The sequence below is a fragment of the Oculatella sp. FACHB-28 genome (assembly GCF_014696015.1).
GTDB lineage: Bacteria > Cyanobacteriota > Cyanobacteriia > Elainellales > Elainellaceae > JAAUTN01.
In genome coordinates, this window is record NZ_JACJPJ010000039.1 from 1 (window position 1) to 16,385 (window position 16,385).

At 49.8% G+C, this 16,385-nt stretch carries 13 protein-coding genes and 1 rRNA gene; 6 read left to right on the forward strand and 8 right to left on the reverse strand.

Annotated features, from left to right (window positions below; translation table 11 throughout):
- From H6F88_RS04695 to H6F88_RS04710, 4 genes are all read right to left on the reverse strand, one after another.
- Positions 1–112 (reverse strand): 16S ribosomal RNA (locus H6F88_RS04695); the annotation flags it as partial.
- Positions 113–529: 417 nt separating this feature from the next.
- Positions 530–1,051: a cell division protein SepF gene (gene sepF, locus H6F88_RS04700; protein WP_190641596.1), complete on the reverse strand. Its 522-nt coding sequence runs from the start codon at positions 1,049–1,051 to the stop codon at positions 530–532.
- A gap of 280 nt (positions 1,052–1,331) precedes the next feature.
- Positions 1,332–1,787, reverse strand: coding sequence for a DUF4383 domain-containing protein (locus tag H6F88_RS04705; protein ID WP_190641597.1), 456 nt, complete (start codon positions 1,785–1,787; stop codon positions 1,332–1,334).
- Positions 1,788–2,217: 430 nt separating this feature from the next.
- Positions 2,218–2,802, reverse strand: a complete 585-nt coding sequence (locus tag H6F88_RS04710) for a redoxin domain-containing protein (protein WP_190641598.1) — start codon at positions 2,800–2,802, stop codon at positions 2,218–2,220.
- 106 nt (positions 2,803–2,908) lie between these two features.
- Here H6F88_RS04710 and H6F88_RS04715 point away from each other — a divergent pair, with 106 nt between their 5' ends.
- Positions 2,909–3,406, forward strand: a complete 498-nt coding sequence (locus H6F88_RS04715) for a crossover junction endodeoxyribonuclease RuvC (protein ID WP_190641599.1) — start codon at positions 2,909–2,911, stop codon at positions 3,404–3,406.
- Between the two features lie 71 nt (positions 3,407–3,477).
- On the opposite strand, the gene bchI is transcribed toward H6F88_RS04715, so the two are convergent.
- Positions 3,478–4,638: a magnesium chelatase ATPase subunit I gene (gene bchI, locus H6F88_RS04720; protein ID WP_190641600.1), complete on the reverse strand. Its 1,161-nt coding sequence runs from the start codon at positions 4,636–4,638 to the stop codon at positions 3,478–3,480.
- A gap of 215 nt (positions 4,639–4,853) precedes the next feature.
- On the opposite strand from bchI, the gene H6F88_RS04725 reads away from it, so the two are divergent.
- Entirely contained in the window at positions 4,854–7,433 is a 2,580-nt protein-coding gene (locus H6F88_RS04725; protein WP_190641601.1) for a sigma 54-interacting transcriptional regulator, read from the forward strand.
- 57 nt (positions 7,434–7,490) lie between these two features.
- Here the strand turns inward: H6F88_RS04725 and H6F88_RS04730 are convergent, their stop codons facing one another.
- Entirely contained in the window at positions 7,491–8,018 is a 528-nt protein-coding gene (locus H6F88_RS04730) for a DUF2267 domain-containing protein (RefSeq protein ID WP_190641602.1), read from the reverse strand.
- Between the two features lie 120 nt (positions 8,019–8,138).
- Positions 8,139–8,996, reverse strand: a complete 858-nt coding sequence (locus H6F88_RS04735; protein ID WP_190641603.1) for a DUF2267 domain-containing protein — start codon at positions 8,994–8,996, stop codon at positions 8,139–8,141.
- A 316-nt stretch (positions 8,997–9,312) separates the two neighbouring features.
- On the opposite strand from H6F88_RS04735, the gene H6F88_RS04740 reads away from it, so the two are divergent.
- Together H6F88_RS04740 and H6F88_RS04745 are read left to right on the forward strand one after the other, a co-directional pair.
- Positions 9,313–10,998, forward strand: a complete 1,686-nt coding sequence (locus H6F88_RS04740) for a hypothetical protein (protein ID WP_190641604.1) — start codon at positions 9,313–9,315, stop codon at positions 10,996–10,998.
- 153 nt (positions 10,999–11,151) lie between these two features.
- Positions 11,152–11,676, forward strand: a complete 525-nt coding sequence (locus H6F88_RS04745; RefSeq protein ID WP_190641605.1) for a photosystem I reaction center subunit XI — start codon at positions 11,152–11,154, stop codon at positions 11,674–11,676.
- Positions 11,677–11,866: 190 nt separating this feature from the next.
- Here H6F88_RS04745 and H6F88_RS04750 read toward each other — a convergent pair whose 3' ends face one another.
- Entirely contained in the window at positions 11,867–13,081 is a 1,215-nt protein-coding gene (locus tag H6F88_RS04750) for an MFS transporter (protein ID WP_242050394.1), read from the reverse strand.
- A gap of 434 nt (positions 13,082–13,515) precedes the next feature.
- On the opposite strand from H6F88_RS04750, the gene H6F88_RS04755 reads away from it, so the two are divergent.
- The gene (locus H6F88_RS04755) at positions 13,516–14,673 is read left to right on the forward strand and encodes an aromatic ring-hydroxylating dioxygenase subunit alpha (protein ID WP_190641606.1); all 1,158 of its coding nucleotides are present in this window, start codon (positions 13,516–13,518) and stop codon (positions 14,671–14,673) included.
- A 249-nt stretch (positions 14,674–14,922) separates the two neighbouring features.
- Positions 14,923–16,203: an aminotransferase class I/II-fold pyridoxal phosphate-dependent enzyme gene (locus H6F88_RS04760; RefSeq protein WP_190641607.1), complete on the forward strand. Its 1,281-nt coding sequence runs from the start codon at positions 14,923–14,925 to the stop codon at positions 16,201–16,203.
- Positions 16,204–16,385 lie beyond the last annotated feature (182 nt).

Below are 16,385 nucleotides of genomic sequence, written 5' to 3' on the forward strand. Positions count from 1 at the left end.
CTCACGCGTTACTCACCCGTCCGCCACTAAAGTCCGAAGACTTCCGTTCGACTTGCATGTGTTAAGCATACCGCCAGCGTTCATCCTGAGCCAGGATCAAACTCTCCATTGTAATTAAACAAATTCGAGATTTGCTAGGCTCCCATAACTAATAGATAGTTATGGTTTTCGTTTTTGAAATTTCTAAAGCGGCTCAATTTCGAACCGTCTTAGAAGTTGTTAGTTTCTTGACGAGATTTAATGTTTGGCTTTCAAACTATTTTATTGTCCAGGTTCGGGTACACTTTTGGATAGCTCTCAATCTAGTTAGGCAGCCAGCGACTCTTTTCAGAAACGAACTTTACTTACAAGATGTGGAAACCACTATATGTAGTAAACGTTCACCGCCGGACCGCTAGATGTGGAGCATTTCCTTGGCACTTATCCAATGTAGCAGACTAAGTAGGAATTGTGTCAAACATTTTTGGAAAAATCAGAAATTTTTTTGAGGCGACGGTTTTACAAGGGTTAGGCGGGGTAGCAGGGTAATCTAGCCCTGAATGATTCGAGTTCTGTCTGTCCGATCGCTGCTGGTAGGGGTTAAACGACGGGGGATAGCTGGATATTCAATTGTTCCTACTCCGGTTGGGGTTTGGTTGCTGATTTGCACGAAGCTAGGGGTGAATAGGAAGACCGTCTCTGCTAAGCGCTCTTGCCGCCCATCGATCGCGTATGCTCCACCTGCAACAAAATCTACCGCTCGCTGAGCGCTTTCTGCATCCATCAGACTGACGTTGAGGATGACGGTTTTGCGTTCTTTGAGGGCTGATACGACTTCGGGAATTTCTTCAAAGGAGCGGGGTTCGACCATCAAGATTTCTGGTTGCCCGATTTCTCGACCGGGCATTCCGACTACGTTGTTGGGAGCAACTGAGGTGGTCGAGCTAGGGAAATATTCATCTTGCCAAGTAACTCCGTTGGCTGCTGCTTCGGGTGCATATTCTTCGTATTCCGGCTCGTATACCTGCTCACCTAGTCCCAAAACGTCTGATAAGCGTTGGAAGATGTTCATGGCGGCTTGCCTTTTGAACTAGTTCAGATGTTCTACTTATTGTACGCCGAGAAGTAGAAGTGCCGCCACGATCGAGGGTTAGATTGTTTGAGGCGATCGCTCCCCTCCACCAACTCCGATGATTACTCAACACAGGAGGGCGATCGCCCGCTGCCATTCTTGCCGCACTTCTATATCTGTATCTGTATCTGAAGCAGAAAGCTTTAAAGCAAATGGCGCACTCTTTTTAAGGTGCGCCATCTTTTGTTTAGGATAGAACTAAACTTGCTCAAGCAGTTGATTAGCCAACGGAAGGGGTACCTGTTTCGATTGGATCTACAGGCTTGAAGAAACCAAAGTAAGCGGCGATCCCGGCGGCTAGCAAGTTAAACCAAACATTGTTGCCATAGAGAGGCATTACGCCAAAGGTGGTGTTGGTAATAGGTAATAGTCCCATGAGGGCAATCAAGATGTAGGCGATCGCAAAACCGCGAGTGTACAAAATTGCTCCACCAAAGCTGGTGTAAGAAGCAATACCTAAAACACCAACTGCAATCCGAACAGCATTGTGCAGATAGTTAGTAGGAAATAACCCAAACAAGTAGCCGTATCCATCACTAAAAGTGAGATTTGGCATATTGAGAGGAGCATCAGGCGTGGCTCCGCCAGGAATTAGCATGAGCACAGGGACAAAGCCAGCTAGCCCCAAAAGCAGAAATAGAATGCCCAAAGCTAGGGCAACAAAACGTACTTGCATTGAATCACCTCGTAAATTCGATTCTTTTAAGTCAGCTTTCAAAGATTTTTGAGTGCTTGAGGGCACCGTTTTCCCGATTTAACTGCATCTAAATTCAGCTTATGGTTTCTAAACTGATGCTTCCTCTTTCAACATAGAGGTGCTTAAAGTCTTGATTCTCCATCTAAAGAAGTAGTGTCTGAGAAAAACAAAAATTAGGTACAACAAGAGGCAACAAAAATTGTTAGCCTCGTAGTTAGTTTTAAACTGATTTGCCTTTGAATCTGAAGGTGATTTAGTGAACGAAAGCTCTAGTTCTCTATCGCTTAAAAGTCTATTAATCTTCAAGCAAAACAAACTTTCAAGGCTTACACTTCTGGACGAAGATGATAGAGAGCCTGTCTATATATTGAGGTTCTTTTAGAAGCGCGTGGAATTAACCTGATTTAAATTATTGGGCGATGGGTGGTAGAGAATCTATAGCTGAGAGTAGCCGCTCGATGCTAGCGTTTGGCTCCAAGAAAGAGAACAGGTGCCGGAAGCGAATTTTGCCAGATCGATCTAGGACAAACTGAGCCGGGAGGGGTGCACCGAGTGCTTGCCCAACCTGGTACGCTCTGAAAACTCGGCAAGCCGGATCGCTCAACAGCGGCATTTTTAGATGCAAGTCACGGATTACAATTTTGCTCTGTCGCTCGTCTGTGCTAGTAATCATCAAAACTTCTACCCCGCGGCTTTGAAATTGCTCGTAAGCCTCATTCAGTGCCTTGATGTGGGGAAAGCAAAAGGGACAGTACTGCTTTTCGGTAAAGATGCGGGTGAAAGCTACCACAACTGGGCGATTCGACGCTTCTGCATCTTCACGACGATTACCCGTGTAGTCTGCTAACCGGACCTGCTGCCCAGTGGTGACGTTGAGCAGTTGAAAGGGCGGAGCAAGGGTGCCAATGTTGAAGTGATTGGTAGCGGGGATGGGCAGGAAGTTATTGAAGAAGCGTTTGTTGAATAAGCCGCTGAAGTCGGTGGAAGTCAGCATAGGTTGAGCCTTTCTTAACTAAACCTAATTTACAGCGGTTTTAGCTCCTGGTTTTCTGTTGAGGCAGCAAGAAGCTAATCATCCAGGTTGATAGTACAATTGCCCTATGACTGCACTGCTTGACCTGAACAACTGCAATATTTTAGGAATTGACCCAGCGATCGCCAGCATTGGCTTTGGCGCAATTCGGGGTAGTCAGGCGTTGGAGTATGGTGTGATTACGACTCCAGCTAAGGCACCGATGTATGAGCGTCTGAGTCAGATTCGGGCTGACATTCGAGAATTGTGTGACATGGTTAAGCCCGATTTAGTGGCGGTAGAGATGCCGTTTTTTGGACGGGAAAACACCAACGCTACGAAGGTAATGCGGGCTTTAGGCGTGATTGAATTGGCGCTGGGTGACTGGGGAATGACGGATTTAGTGTTTCTGCACCAGTCGCAGGTGAAAGCAGCAGTCGCCCAGTATGGAGCCAGCAAGTTTGAGGTCAAGCAGGCGGTCATGCAGATTTTTGGGCTAGAGAAACCGCCCTCACCAGATGATAGTGCTGATGGGTTGGCGATCGCCTTTGCTGCCCAGTGCGGCGCACGGGCGAATGTAGCTTAGCTAATGATGCCGCGACAATTTTGGTGTGAATGCTTAGCATTCACACCAAAATTGTCGCGGTACAAATACGTTTAACGCACGCTCATGCGCTGGCTTCCATTAGTCTGATTCTCTTCGGCTTCTGTAATGCCAAAGACCTGGACGAATACTTTATCGACTTTGTAGCCTGAGTCAATGGACTCTAGTGGGTCTTTGCGGAGGCGATGGCGGAGACACAAGCCAATAACGCGCCGAATATCATCGATGGTCACTTCTGAGCGGCCTTCAAGGGCGGCAATCGCCTTCGCAGCACGGTTGGTCACAATGTCGCCACGCAGTCCGTCTACATCCAGTTCGGCACAGACCTGAGAGATTTTGACCCGCAGTTCATAGTCCATTGCGACAGATTTTAGCCGTTCCTGAGCACTGACCAGTTTTTCCTGTAGCTCGGCTTGCTGGGGCTGATATTTCTCTAGAAAAGTAGGTGGGTCTTGGTCAAACTCGGAACGCTGTTCTACGATTTGCACGCGCAGGGCAGGTTCTTTGACCGTACGAATTTCGGCGTGCATTCCAAAGCGATCGAGCAACTGAGGACGCAGTTCGCCTTCTTCGGGATTGCCCGAACCCACTAGGACAAAGCGAGCGGGGTGGCGAATCGAGATGCCTTCACGCTCGACGGTATTCCACCCGGATGCGGCAGAGTCGAGTAATACGTCTACCAGGTGGTCGTCTAGCAGGTTCACCTCATCGACGTAGAGAATGCCTCGATTGGCTTTAGCTAACAGTCCTGGTTCAAAAGCTTTTACGCCTTCTGCCAGTGCTTTCTCAATATCAATCGTGCCGCAGACGCGATCTTCAGTTGCGCCCAACGGCAAATCAACCATTTGTACTTTCTTTTTCGCCACCTGAATCGGTAGATTAGCGGCACTAGTCTGGTCGGAATGATCGGTGGATGCTGCCATAAGCCGCTGGCGCACTTCATCGCTCATCAAGTCAGGGTCACTGGGATGGCTGTTGAAGGGATCATCGGCAACAACTTCGATTTCGGGCAACAGGTCAGCCAGGGCACGAATGGTAGTGGATTTGCCTGTGCCGCGATCGCCCATAATCATCACACCGCCGATTTTGGGATCAATCACGTTTAACAGCAACGCCAGCTTCATTTCCTCTTGACCGACGATTGCTGTGAAGGGAAACACCGCCCGACGAGCGGCTAACTTGGGTGAAGGGGTGGCTGACGCAGTAAGACTCACAGGACTACCTAAGATTGCTAACAAAAGATTAAATCACTGTTTCTCATTGTAAGCGCTCTTTGCACTCAAGCTGAGCCGTGTCAAAGTTTAATGCGATCGCAGCTTAAGTAAACTTAATCCTCACCCAGATTGTCTCAACCTAATCTGAAGAGGTGACGCTTCATGGCTTCATCTCCTCTGGGCCAGGGCGAAAGAGTGACTTTAGGAGACGAGCGATGCAGAGTGCTGAGCAAGTGCAGTGGTTGCGGCAAAACACGTCGCTAGAGGCGCTATCGGATGAAGTGCTGGAGGCGATCGCCGCCGAGATCCAGGAGGAAACCTTTGGGGAGAATCGCCGCCTGGTGCTGGAAGACACCCCACCACCCGCCCTTTACATTCTCAAATCAGGGCGGTTAGAGAGCTACCACACCAGCACTAATAGTCTGGCTAAAGCTACTAGCCTACTGCCAGGTACAGTGTTACATCTGAAAGAACTTCTGCTTGACCAGCCTACTGAGCAAACTGTAATCACCCTGAGTAACTGCATTTTGTGGACAGTTACGGCTGAGGCATTCAAAGCATTAGCAGAACAACATCCAGAAATTTCTCGCACTTTCTCCCGCCAGTTGGCGGCTGAGTTAGATCAGGTTGCCTCTCAGCTTGCTTTTGAGCAAGAGCGACAGGCAGCGTTACGTCCTTACATTGTGCCAAAGGTGCGACGGGGAGTTGTTGGCTCCAGTCGCTATGCGGTGCGGCTGCGGCAGGACATCAAAAAGGCTGCGGCAGACCGCCAACCCGTGATCATTTTTGGTGAACCGGGGTTGGGTAAAGACAACTCGGCAGCGCTGATTCACTTTGGTTCACGCGATCGCCACCAACCTATCATCAAAATCAACTGTGACACCATCCAGGTCAGTGGTGCTGAACTCTTTGGTCGCCAGGGTGGTAAACCCGGACTACTAGAATGGTTAGGCAGAGGGACGCTGATGCTCAACAACGTCCAGGATTTGCCTCAAGGATTAGAGGAAAAGCTGACTCGCCTGTTGAAAACCGGAGAATATCTACCTGTCAGCCGGGAAGGAGATCAAGAACCTGTCCCCAAACAGTCTGAAGTGCGAATCATCCTGACAACAGAGCGATCGCTACCTAAAATCGATCGCAAAAATCTGGTTGGGCATTCGATCAAAGTGCCGCCGCTGCGAGTGCGAAAAGCCGACATTGAAGCACAGGTGAAATACTACATCAGCTTATTTTGCCGCGACAAAGGCTTAGCTCAACCCAAGGTGGCTCCAGAAGCACTGCGACGGCTTCAGGGCTATGACTTTCCAGGCAACCTGACTGAACTGGAAAGCCTGGTAGAACGTGCCCTGATTCAGAGCGATCTCGAAGAGATATCCGCAAGGGGTCGAGCTCCCGTTCTCACCGAAGAAGTATTCTGGTCAACCAGTACCAAAAACAAACGATTTCGATTCAACCTGCTTAACAGCTATCCGCGACTGCGCCAGTTTTTGCGTAGCCCCTGGTGGCCCGACCGAATCAACTACGGCTTTACTTTGGGTTTCTTTGCCGTCATTGTCGCCATCCTGTTTTTGGGTCCGCAAACTCGCGATTCAAACATTGCCCTGAATCTCTTTTGGGCGTGGTGGTGGCCGTTAATCTTGGTTAGCTTTCCGTTTGTCGGGCGAACCTGGTGCGCGATTTGCCCCTTCATGATTTACGGCGAACTGGCACAAACGATTTCACTCAAGATCTTTCCACGTCAACTTCAAGCCTGGCCAAGGCAACAAGCCGAGAAATGGGGCGGCTGGTTTCTATTTGGGCTATTTGTCCTAATTTTGCTCTGGGAAGAACTGTGGCATCTAGAGAATGTTGCTTACCTATCAGGTTGCTTGCTGCTTCTAATTACCGCAGGAGCAGTGATTTTTTCGCTGTTGTTTGAGCGACGGTTTTGGTGTCGCTATCTCTGTCCAATTGGCGGCATGAACGGAATGTTTGCCAAGCTCTCGATGATTGAGTTGCGGGCGCAGCAGGGAATTTGCTCAGCGACCTGCACCACCTATCAGTGCTACAAAGGCGGTCCGCAAAAAGGTGAAGGACTGGAAACAGGCGGCTGTCCGATTTATTCTCACCCGGCTCAACTTCAGGAAAATCGGGACTGCGTTCTATGCATGACCTGCCTTAAAGCCTGCCCGCACCGATCAGTAGAGCTGAACCTGCGTCCCCCTGGCATTGAGTTATGGACAACTCACGAGCCAACCCGTCACGAAGTCGCACTGCTGTTTCTATTATTTGGCGCTGTATTTTTGCACCGTTTGCCAGAAATCTCAGCCCGTTTAGGTTGGGCACTGAACCTGGAGAATTTTGGCATTCATGCGGGAGTTTCAGTTTTGGCGCTGTTGGTGCCAGTGGCGATCGCCCTCACCGCCCAGTTCTTAATTCGCCTCTTCAACCGCAATTGCAAACCCAAATCTTTTGTAGAACTGGCTTACGGGTATTTGCCGCTGGTTCTGGGAGGCAGTCTGGCACACTATCTGCGGTTGGGATTGAATGAAGCAGGACGGGCAATTCCTGTGACGCTTGCAACTTTTGGCTATAGCGGTAGTGGAATGGCGACCCCTGGCGGGTATTTCTTCGAGATTGCCGTCGCAGACCCCGCCGTGCTGTCATTTCTACAGAGCGTGACGCTGATTGTTTCTGTTTGGCTAAGCATCATCCTGACTCAGAAAATCGCCCGTCAACCGTTGATCAACCTGTTGCCCCAACATTTAGCGACCGTGGTGATCGGTTCGCTTTTGTGGAAGATCATTGTTGGCTAGTAAATCGTCGGTTGGTAAAGACAACGGGTAAATGTCGGCTGGCAGGAATGCGATCGCCTAAGCTCGTCGCCACATCTGCTTGATGGTTCCGGGAAGGAAGCCTGTTACTTCGTCAATTCGCTCCTGAGACAATTCCGCTTTAACGGCTGAAAAGACTGCGGCGATTACTACTTCTGGCTCTACCCCGTTAGACAAGCCTGCTTCCTGGCGAATCCGGAACAGAAAGGTTTCCGGTTCAATTACTAGCGGCGGACGAACGCGGCTAAGGAATCGCACGAGGGGATTGGTATCTCTCCAGAGGTCAGCTACGTCGTTTTGCAGAGCTTTGTCTTTGGTGGCGACCCCTTGCGGGTATCCCTTCGCGATCGCCTCTCCCTGAAGCTCAGCCGCTACTCGGTCAGAAACTTCTGTAGGCATCATGTCGCGCATCGTGCGAAACACAACCTCAGCGATGTCTCTAGCATCGTACAAATCTTCAAGATCGCCCCGCACCATCACCTTTTTGAGGAACGACGTTGCTGCAACTGGAGTGGACTCAGAAGTTGAATTTGAAACTTTAGATAAACCAGTGGATGGCGAATTCATACTTATTTGCAAAACTTATTTTTTCTTTACATGATTCACCATAACGCCTTATCCCTGACAACGCAAATCGCCCCAGCAAAAGCCAGGGCGATTGTTAGGTTGCGATTAGACAGTTAGACGCTACGCTTCCTGCCACATTTGCTTAATTTCGCCAGGCAAGAAGTTAGCGACTTCATTAATCCGCTCTTCTGAAAGCTCGTCTTTGGTGGCTGAAAAAACTGCCTTAATTGCAGTTTCAGGTCCTACACCTCTAGGCAAGCCCGCTTCCTGGTTAATCCGAAACAGGAACGTCTCAGGCTTGATTTCCAGAGGCGGACGAATTTTGCTGAGGAAGCGCACGATTGGATTGGTGTCTTGCCATAGTTCTGCCACCTCGTTTTGCAAGGCTTTGTCATCAGTTGGCAGAGCTTCTTCGTGCAGTTCAGAAGTGACTCGGTCAGCGGCTTCGGTGGTCATCATGTCGCGCATGGTACGGAACACGACCTCAGACACATCTCTTGCGTCAAACACGTCCTCGAGGTTGCCCTTCAGCATCACCTTTTCGAGGAAAGGCATATTCTCCTGGACAATCGGTACAGAGGGTCCTTTGCTCAAGGCTGCAGGCGGATTTGCCTCCATTTTTTCCAGCAGCTTGCGTCCCTTGTCCGTCAGCTCTGCCCGCTTGAACTCAATCAGGTGAGGCAGTGGGCCATCCGGTGCGCCAAAGGTATTGGCAATACGGATATCTACTTCACCAGGATTGAGCGCATCGGGTACGTCTTCCTGATTGCCGTAGGCGTTGCCGCTAAATTCGGCGTTGATGTAGTGTTTCTGATTTAGGTAGTCTAGATGTCCGAGCAGATCTGTTTCGGTTACTGATCTACCTGCCAGGTCGCCAGGGGTTAGCCTTACTTCGTGCTTTCCTTCTGACTGGGTATCTCCTTCACTAATTTTTTTAAGCAAGATAAAGGCGACATCTTCTCGTAAAGCAATTGTCATAAAAAAATCTCCCGATGAGTTCAACTTAAAGCAGGGTGGCGACCCCTTGCGGGTATCTCTTCGAGATCGCCATTCAAAAGGGCAAATCCGAAATCATCAGATCCTCAATTTTTATTGACCCTGTCAAAATTGAACATAGTCTGGTCCGATCCTTAACGACATCTGCTACAGGGCACAGACCCAAAGAAGGAGAGGGTAGAGCTTAAGTCTGTGAACTGTGTTGCATTTGATTGAATCTCACTGCTTGTAGTCGTGAAATCGGTTAAGCATAGAGTGGTTTTTAACCTATCGAGCCTGTCCTATCGAGCCTGTATTGATGTCCTTTGAAATTCCTACCGAACCTGCACCTACAGAGGATTCTTTAGAATCGGCTCTCCCTTTAATTGAGGAGCCTAAAGAGGAATCTGAGCTTGCTCCATTTCTGATCAGCCAAACAATTTTGAAGCTGACCGTACCAATCGCGGCGCATCAGGATGTTCCAGAAGAGGCTCCCTTTGAGGCAACATCTGTTCCTGTCGCTTCAACTCAGGTTTTGGAGGCAATGCAGCGATTGGTAAACATGATTAAGGATTTGCGATCGCCCAAAAGCGGCGAGTCGCCCGATGTACCCCAAACGCCTGAAGCCTTGGCTCCGTATTTGGTTGAAGAAGCCTATGATGTGCTAGAAGCAATACAAAAGAACTACTTTGAGCCACCTCAATCAGACTCTATTGGCTTGGTGGAAGGGGGCGATCGCTGGCAAAGCTACTTTCTGATTTCAGACCTGGCTCCCTGGCTGCTCTGGTGCATTGCTCGTAGCAGCCATGAGGTAATGCGACTGCTTGAAGGCATTCCTGCCAAAGCCTTTAAGCTAGGGCAAGGTTGGCGCACTGGAATTATCCGCCTGGTTGCGACGCTAGACACCAAAATTCCTGGACTGTCTGCATCCCTAGATCTGGCAACCTTTCAGGTCAACCAGTCTTTGCTCCCATCCGACACAATGATTCAGTCGGACCAGTACGGCGCTTGGCAACAACCCACTTGGCTTGCTGGCTTGCTGCCAGATTTGACTCAACACATTACAGCAACAACCTCTTCCATCGGGCAATTTTTTGCAGGCGCTGAAGTAGACGCTTTAGCACCAAACCACAACTGGCAATCTGGACTGATCCAACTTCAGCTTGGGTTTGAATTTATCGCAACGGACGCGACCGTTTTTGCAGACTTTGCGGAGGCTTCTGAGGCAGAAGAAGCACCTGCTCCTTTCCACCCAAACACTACCGAAACAGCACCCCTTTCTACCCTTTCTTCAGACTCAAGCCATCTCCAAATCAAATTCACCCATTCAGGTTGGCTAGAAAAATACTCCACGGTTCTACTTCAGCAACAGCTTGCTAGTACCATCCAGCAGTTACCCACATTCCGAGCGGCAGGTGAAAAAAATCGGAACCTTTCTTCTCAAAGCCTGATTCCGCTGATCGTCAAAGATGCCTGCGACCTGGTAGACCTGCTGCAAACCTCTCCTGCACTATCAAGCCACTCTTTACAGCAAGAAGTTGAACTGACCGCCTTAACTCACCAACTGCTCTGGTCCTTTAGCCGGGGTGCCTACGAAGTGATGCAGCTGATGGGTGGCATTCGCGTCAATCTGCTTCAACCCGAATGCCCCTGGGAAACAGGTACCCTGCGTCTGTTAGCCAGCCTCAACAGCAAGACTCCAGAGCAAGACTGGCAACTCGATATAACGACCGGACAGCCTCCCCAACCGCACATTTTTCCACTTGCCCGCAATGTGATTGTGCAGTCTCATCAGAGTCACTGGTGTGAACAACCCGATGCGCTGGAGCAGCTAGAAACAAAGCTGATGCAGGTACTAGAACAAGCTGCCCCAGACTTGCTCCTGTTCCTAGAAGGAACAGACATAGAGGTACTAAGCGAGAATCAGCAAGGGGAACCTGGCGCGATTCAACTCAACGTCGGCTTTGAGTTCATTCCTGACCTGAACTACAGCGCCTCTAGATAGACGGATAAACCTAGAAGACGCACTCTTTGGTACTTGTTACTAATTGTGACGTTTGAGCGCTTTTGAGCCAGAGTCTTTCCTTGGGGTGATGATTGAACAACTGGCGTATCTCTAGCATAATCCCACATCCTTTATTGAAGGTTTGAATGAGTTATGCAATCTCCTAGTCAAGCTGTAGACCAGTCGAAGGATCGTCCTCGTGATCCCAGGAATCGGGAAGTAGTTTATGCTGCTGCCGATCCGCAAAACGGGAACCTGGCGACTCCGATTAATGCTTCAGACTTTACAATGGCGTTTATTAACAACCTGCCTGCCTACCGTAAGGGTTTATCTCCCTTGCGACGAGGTTTAGAGGTGGGAATGGCTCATGGTTATTGGATCCTCGGTCCTTTTGCGAAGCTGGGGCCACTGCGTGATACAGATATTGCTAACCTGTCGGGGCTACTTTCAACCGTTGGGCTGATCGTGATTTCAACGCTCGCTATGTCGCTGTATGCCAGCAGCAACCCGCCCAACCCAACTCAAACCATTACAACCCCCAGACCTCCTGAGGCTTTTAACCATTCCGAGGGTTGGAATGAATATGCGAGTGGGTTCTTAATTGGTGGAATTGGCGGTGCAGCTTTTGCTTATCTGCTGCTGCTGATCATTCCATCTTTTAGCAACTTCCTGGGCTAACCCTGATCTTGCTTTGTTGCTCAGTCCTTGTAACTTCCTAAATTCTCCATCCTAGAAAGTTGCTCATTTCGAAGCTCTAGTTTCCTTGTCTCTAATTGCAAGAAGCTGGAGCTTCTTTTGACTCGTTCCTGAGCTGGAATTGGGAAACCAGAAAAGCCTTGTAACCGTATGCGTTCCGTCAGCCTGACTCTTATTGGTGCGAATCTTGAGGATGTTGGAGCAAGTTCAGCAGTCCAGTTCCCAGGGCAACTGCGGCAGCAACGTAAAATACGGGCGGCAACCCGGCATATTTCCAGACTGGGCCTAGTACCAACGGTGAGATAAATTGTCCGAGCGAGTTGCAGCCTGTGCCAATCGCTAATACGCTAGAGCGCAGCTCTGAAGGTGCCTGATCTGCTAGACGGTCGTAAACGTTGGGCACAACTACCCCAAACCCCATGCCAAATAAGACGGCTGTTGGCATAATCCATTCCAACTGATCCAGGAAGGGAATCGTTGCCAGCGTTAGAGACATCAGCGTAAAACCGAGTGCGATCGCCCGCTCTGTTCCCATAGCCTTAGCCAACCGACTTGCTAGCAGCGCTGAAACGATCGCCGCTCCAATTGCTCGGACTGCCAAAACACTTCCATTCAGTAAAGGTGTTGCTCCGATTGCTTCACGCAGATACAGCGGCGTGTAGATTACCACCGAGTAGACAACCGAAGCTGCCAGAGCCAGCGTTAGATAAAGCTGCAAGGTGCGAGGCTGGCGCAAGATTTGTAGTAGCTGTTGGGTTTGATTAGCGGGAATAACGGAAGATTGTCCAGATTGCCCTTCCTTTAGCAGTACAGCGGCGATCGCTGCCAACGGCAACCCAAACCCGTAAAGATAAAACGCATACTGCCAGTGATGTTGCCCGACCCAGCCGCCTATCAGCGGAATCAAAATGCTGGCTGTAGTCATAGCGCTCGTGGCATAACCCAGAATGCGCGATCGCGCGTCTCCTTCATACATCGTCCCTAGTAAGCCAATGGTTGCTGCCGCGACCGCACCACTCGCAGCTCCGAGCAGGGCACGAGTTGCCAGCAGCGGCAGGAAACTTTGCATCCAGGCTCCAGCAGTTCCGAATATTGCATATAGCACCAGACCCGGAATCAGCACCTTGAGCTTGCCAATGCGATCCGAGAGAATGCCAAACAGCGGTGTGCAGACGGCGATCGCCAACGCGTGCATACTCACCAACAAACCCGCCCAGCGAGGGTCAAGCTGAAGCTGCTGCACAATCTCAGGCAGCACTGGCGAGACGATACCACCCGTCATCGTAGTCAGGCAGCCCGCAGCCAACAACACCAGTAGTTTTGGCAGTTGCTTTGAAGCCATCAGCTTAGACAACGGCCTTGCGGGAGCTTTACGAACAGGCAACATAAAATTACTTAGAATCCAGAAACTTCTCAACACCACATAGATCGAGACTTACGCACCCTGCTTGGTACTGCGCTCTACACTGTGCCAGTTTGTCAAGCTGCTAACTAGGTGGGTCAGCCTCACAAAAATTCCGGCAAAACAAAATCAGGACGTGATCCACAGATCGTCCTCTTTACAAAGTTGCACATGGCGTCCACATTTTCTAGCCATAGCTTTATAAGCTGGCTAATTCTAGGGAAGTTGGCACAATCTGCACTAAAGAATGACCACTTTTCATGCTGTTTGGGTGAATACCGAAGCAGCAATGTATTGAGGAATAGATTGACTTATGAAAGGATTAAAAGTCTAGAGTGCGTTTCTATTCATCCATCGCTAAGTAGCAATATAAGCTCAATATCTAGACAGCGGTTAGTAGCAGGGGGAAAGCAGAATAGATGGAACTGGCGACAACGTTGAAGGGGCAGACCGTCCGGAACATTATCCGGGAAGTCGGTATCAATGCAAACCATTGGTATCCTGCGGGTTGGGCAAACCAACTCAAGCCAGGACAGGTGATGCCGCTGGTCGTCTGGAAGCAGGCGATCGCCATCTACCGAGACACCGACGGAGAGCTTCACGCACTCGAAGACGCTTGCCCACACCGGGGTGTAGAGCTACACAAAGGCAAAGTTCACGGTAAGCATCTCGCCTGTAGCTATCACGGTTGGGAGTTTGATGGTAGCGGCAGTTGCGTTAGCATTCCCTACCTGCCAAGCGGACAAAAGCTTCCCTGTGCTGAGGCGCGCAGCTACCCAGTGCAAGAGAAATATGGCTTGATCTGGGTGTTTCCGGGTGATCCTCACCGTGCCGAGACGCATCCTCTTCCTTCAGTGCCAGAGTACGACCAGCCAGAATGGTTGATGGTGCCTGTAACAGCTCACTTTAACGCCCACTTCTCGATCTGTAACGAGAACGCGATGGATGTGTTTCACGGCTTTTTGCACCAAGAGCTTCAAGGCTGGTTTGACCCAGTGCTGCTGAACTTGAAAGAGACAGAATCCGCAATCTGCGCCGATTATCAGGTTTCCTATAAAGGGCGACTGGCAAAATTTTTGGGATTGAGCGATCGCGCTGATGAGGTCACCACGCTGCCAATCTCAATTCAGTATCGCTATCCCCACTATTCCAGTTCGCTCCAAGGAATCTCTGCGCTTTACCTGATGCGGCTACCCGTTGGCCCAGTCGAAAGTCGCTCGTTCGCTCTATTTTTCTTTAAAGTCAAGGTGCCTCAGTGGTTGCCCCGCCCGGTCAAATCGTTGCTCAGTTGGGTGATTCAAAACTTTATGCTGCAACGCTTCCTCGATCAGGACATCGAAATGATGGAAAGCGAACAACGGATCTACCTGGAAAACCCTAACCGCCGCTACGTCGAGATCAATCCGGCAATCATCGCTCTTCAGCGATTAATCGTCCGGCAGTATGAGCAATTTATGCAACAATCAAGTCAATCATCCAGTCAATTACAAAGTGGTCGAAACGGTGATTCCCACAAGTCTATCTCTTTGTCCAAAGCGGCGATTTCAGGTCAGGCCGAACAAACCTCGGAAAATTGAGCTTGGATGAAGATAACTGTACTAACGCTATCAGCCATGCTTGCCAACTTCTGGCAGAGTCATAGGTGGCTCTTCAATTTATACCGAAGGTCGCCAAGCAATTGGGTTCAATGTCACAATCACGGTTGTGAATGTCTCTTGTCATCTCGCGTTGACTTCAGATCGGGGTAGCGCACCCTACCTGACCGATCTGCTGTTAAGCCAGAGGCAAAAAGCTACCTAAAGAAACTAAGGTGAGGGGAGTTTACTGTGCAAGTTATTAAGGAATACGTTCAGCGTTGGTACGAAAGTGGGCTTGACCCTGATGAATATATTTGTCACGGCAAGCAGGGCAACTTAGTTGAAATTGAGGAGGCTGAGACGGGCAAACGTCGCACCGTTCTCACTTTCTGCACCAACGACGTGTTGGGACTAGTTCAAAATGAAGCCGTTCAAAAAGCTGCTATTGATGCAATTTTGAAGTATGGCACTTCTAATAGTTCGACTTCGGTGTTGAGCGGTCGGATTGACCTGCACCGCCAGCTCGAAGATGAAATTTCAGCATTTAAACATTTACCCTATACGCAGCTATTTCTCAATGCTTGGATGGCGATGCAGGCATTAATGGATGCCTTCTGCCACCTGGCAATTCCGGTGCCTGGCTTTCAGCATACACGCGAAACGCTGATTCTAACTGATGTGTTAAATCATGGTTGCATTGTGTCGGCGATCGCCAACGCTGGCACCCGCTCCGGTAAGCTGTTTGGGCATAGCCCCCGCGTTCGGGTACGGGCTTACCGCCACTGCGATATGGAAGACCTCAGCCGCAAGCTCCAGCGATATGCCCGTTCAGATGACCGGATATTGGTGGTGTCTGACGCAGTCTTTTCAATGGATGGCGACATCGCCCCGTTGCCCGACATGCTCAGCATTATGCAAAACTACGAAGGTAGCGTTTTGCTGATGGATGAAGCCCATGCTAGCGGCGCACTTGGCGCGACAGGTCGAGGTATCTATGAGCATTTTGGGTTATTGCCACAACAGGCGATCGAACGGGGCGTTGTGCCGCTGATCATGACAACTTTCTCTAAGTTTGCGGCTTCTGCCGGAGCCGCGATTAGCAGCCATGTTGCCGAGCTAAAGCCGTTGCTCAACGTTTCACCCACCTCAATTGGCACTATTTCGCTGCCCCCTCCAACGACTGCTGCTGCGTTGGAGAGCATCCGTCAAGTGGTGAAGACTCCAGAACTAGTAAAGCGGTTGCAGGAGAATACTCAGTATCTGCGATCGCGCCTGGAGGAAAATGACTTTATGGCGATCGGTGAAACTAACGTGCTTCCAGTACTGCTGCCACCTGAGCTTAATCCTAAAATCTTTGCCAGAAAGCTGATGAACGATCACGGGGTGTGGGTGTCGCCCATCTGGTTTATCGCCAAGCCTCGAGTTCGGATTACTGTTAACTCGCTGCATACCCGCGAAGAAATGGATCGTCTGGTTACCAGCATGGTAGCAACGCGAGAAGTACTGTACAAACCTACTATTAGTGCGTAAGTCCAGGCATTAAATTAGCATGAACAGTAGGGTGGGCAATGCTCACCCTATTTGCTTCTAGAAGGGGCGATCGCCCCTCGACTAGAATATTTTCTCCTGACAAGCTAAATTTATTGCTTTGTTACCTTTCTTGTCCCATCCTCAGTTGCTTGTGAGACATTGGGTATTAGAGAAGGGAATCT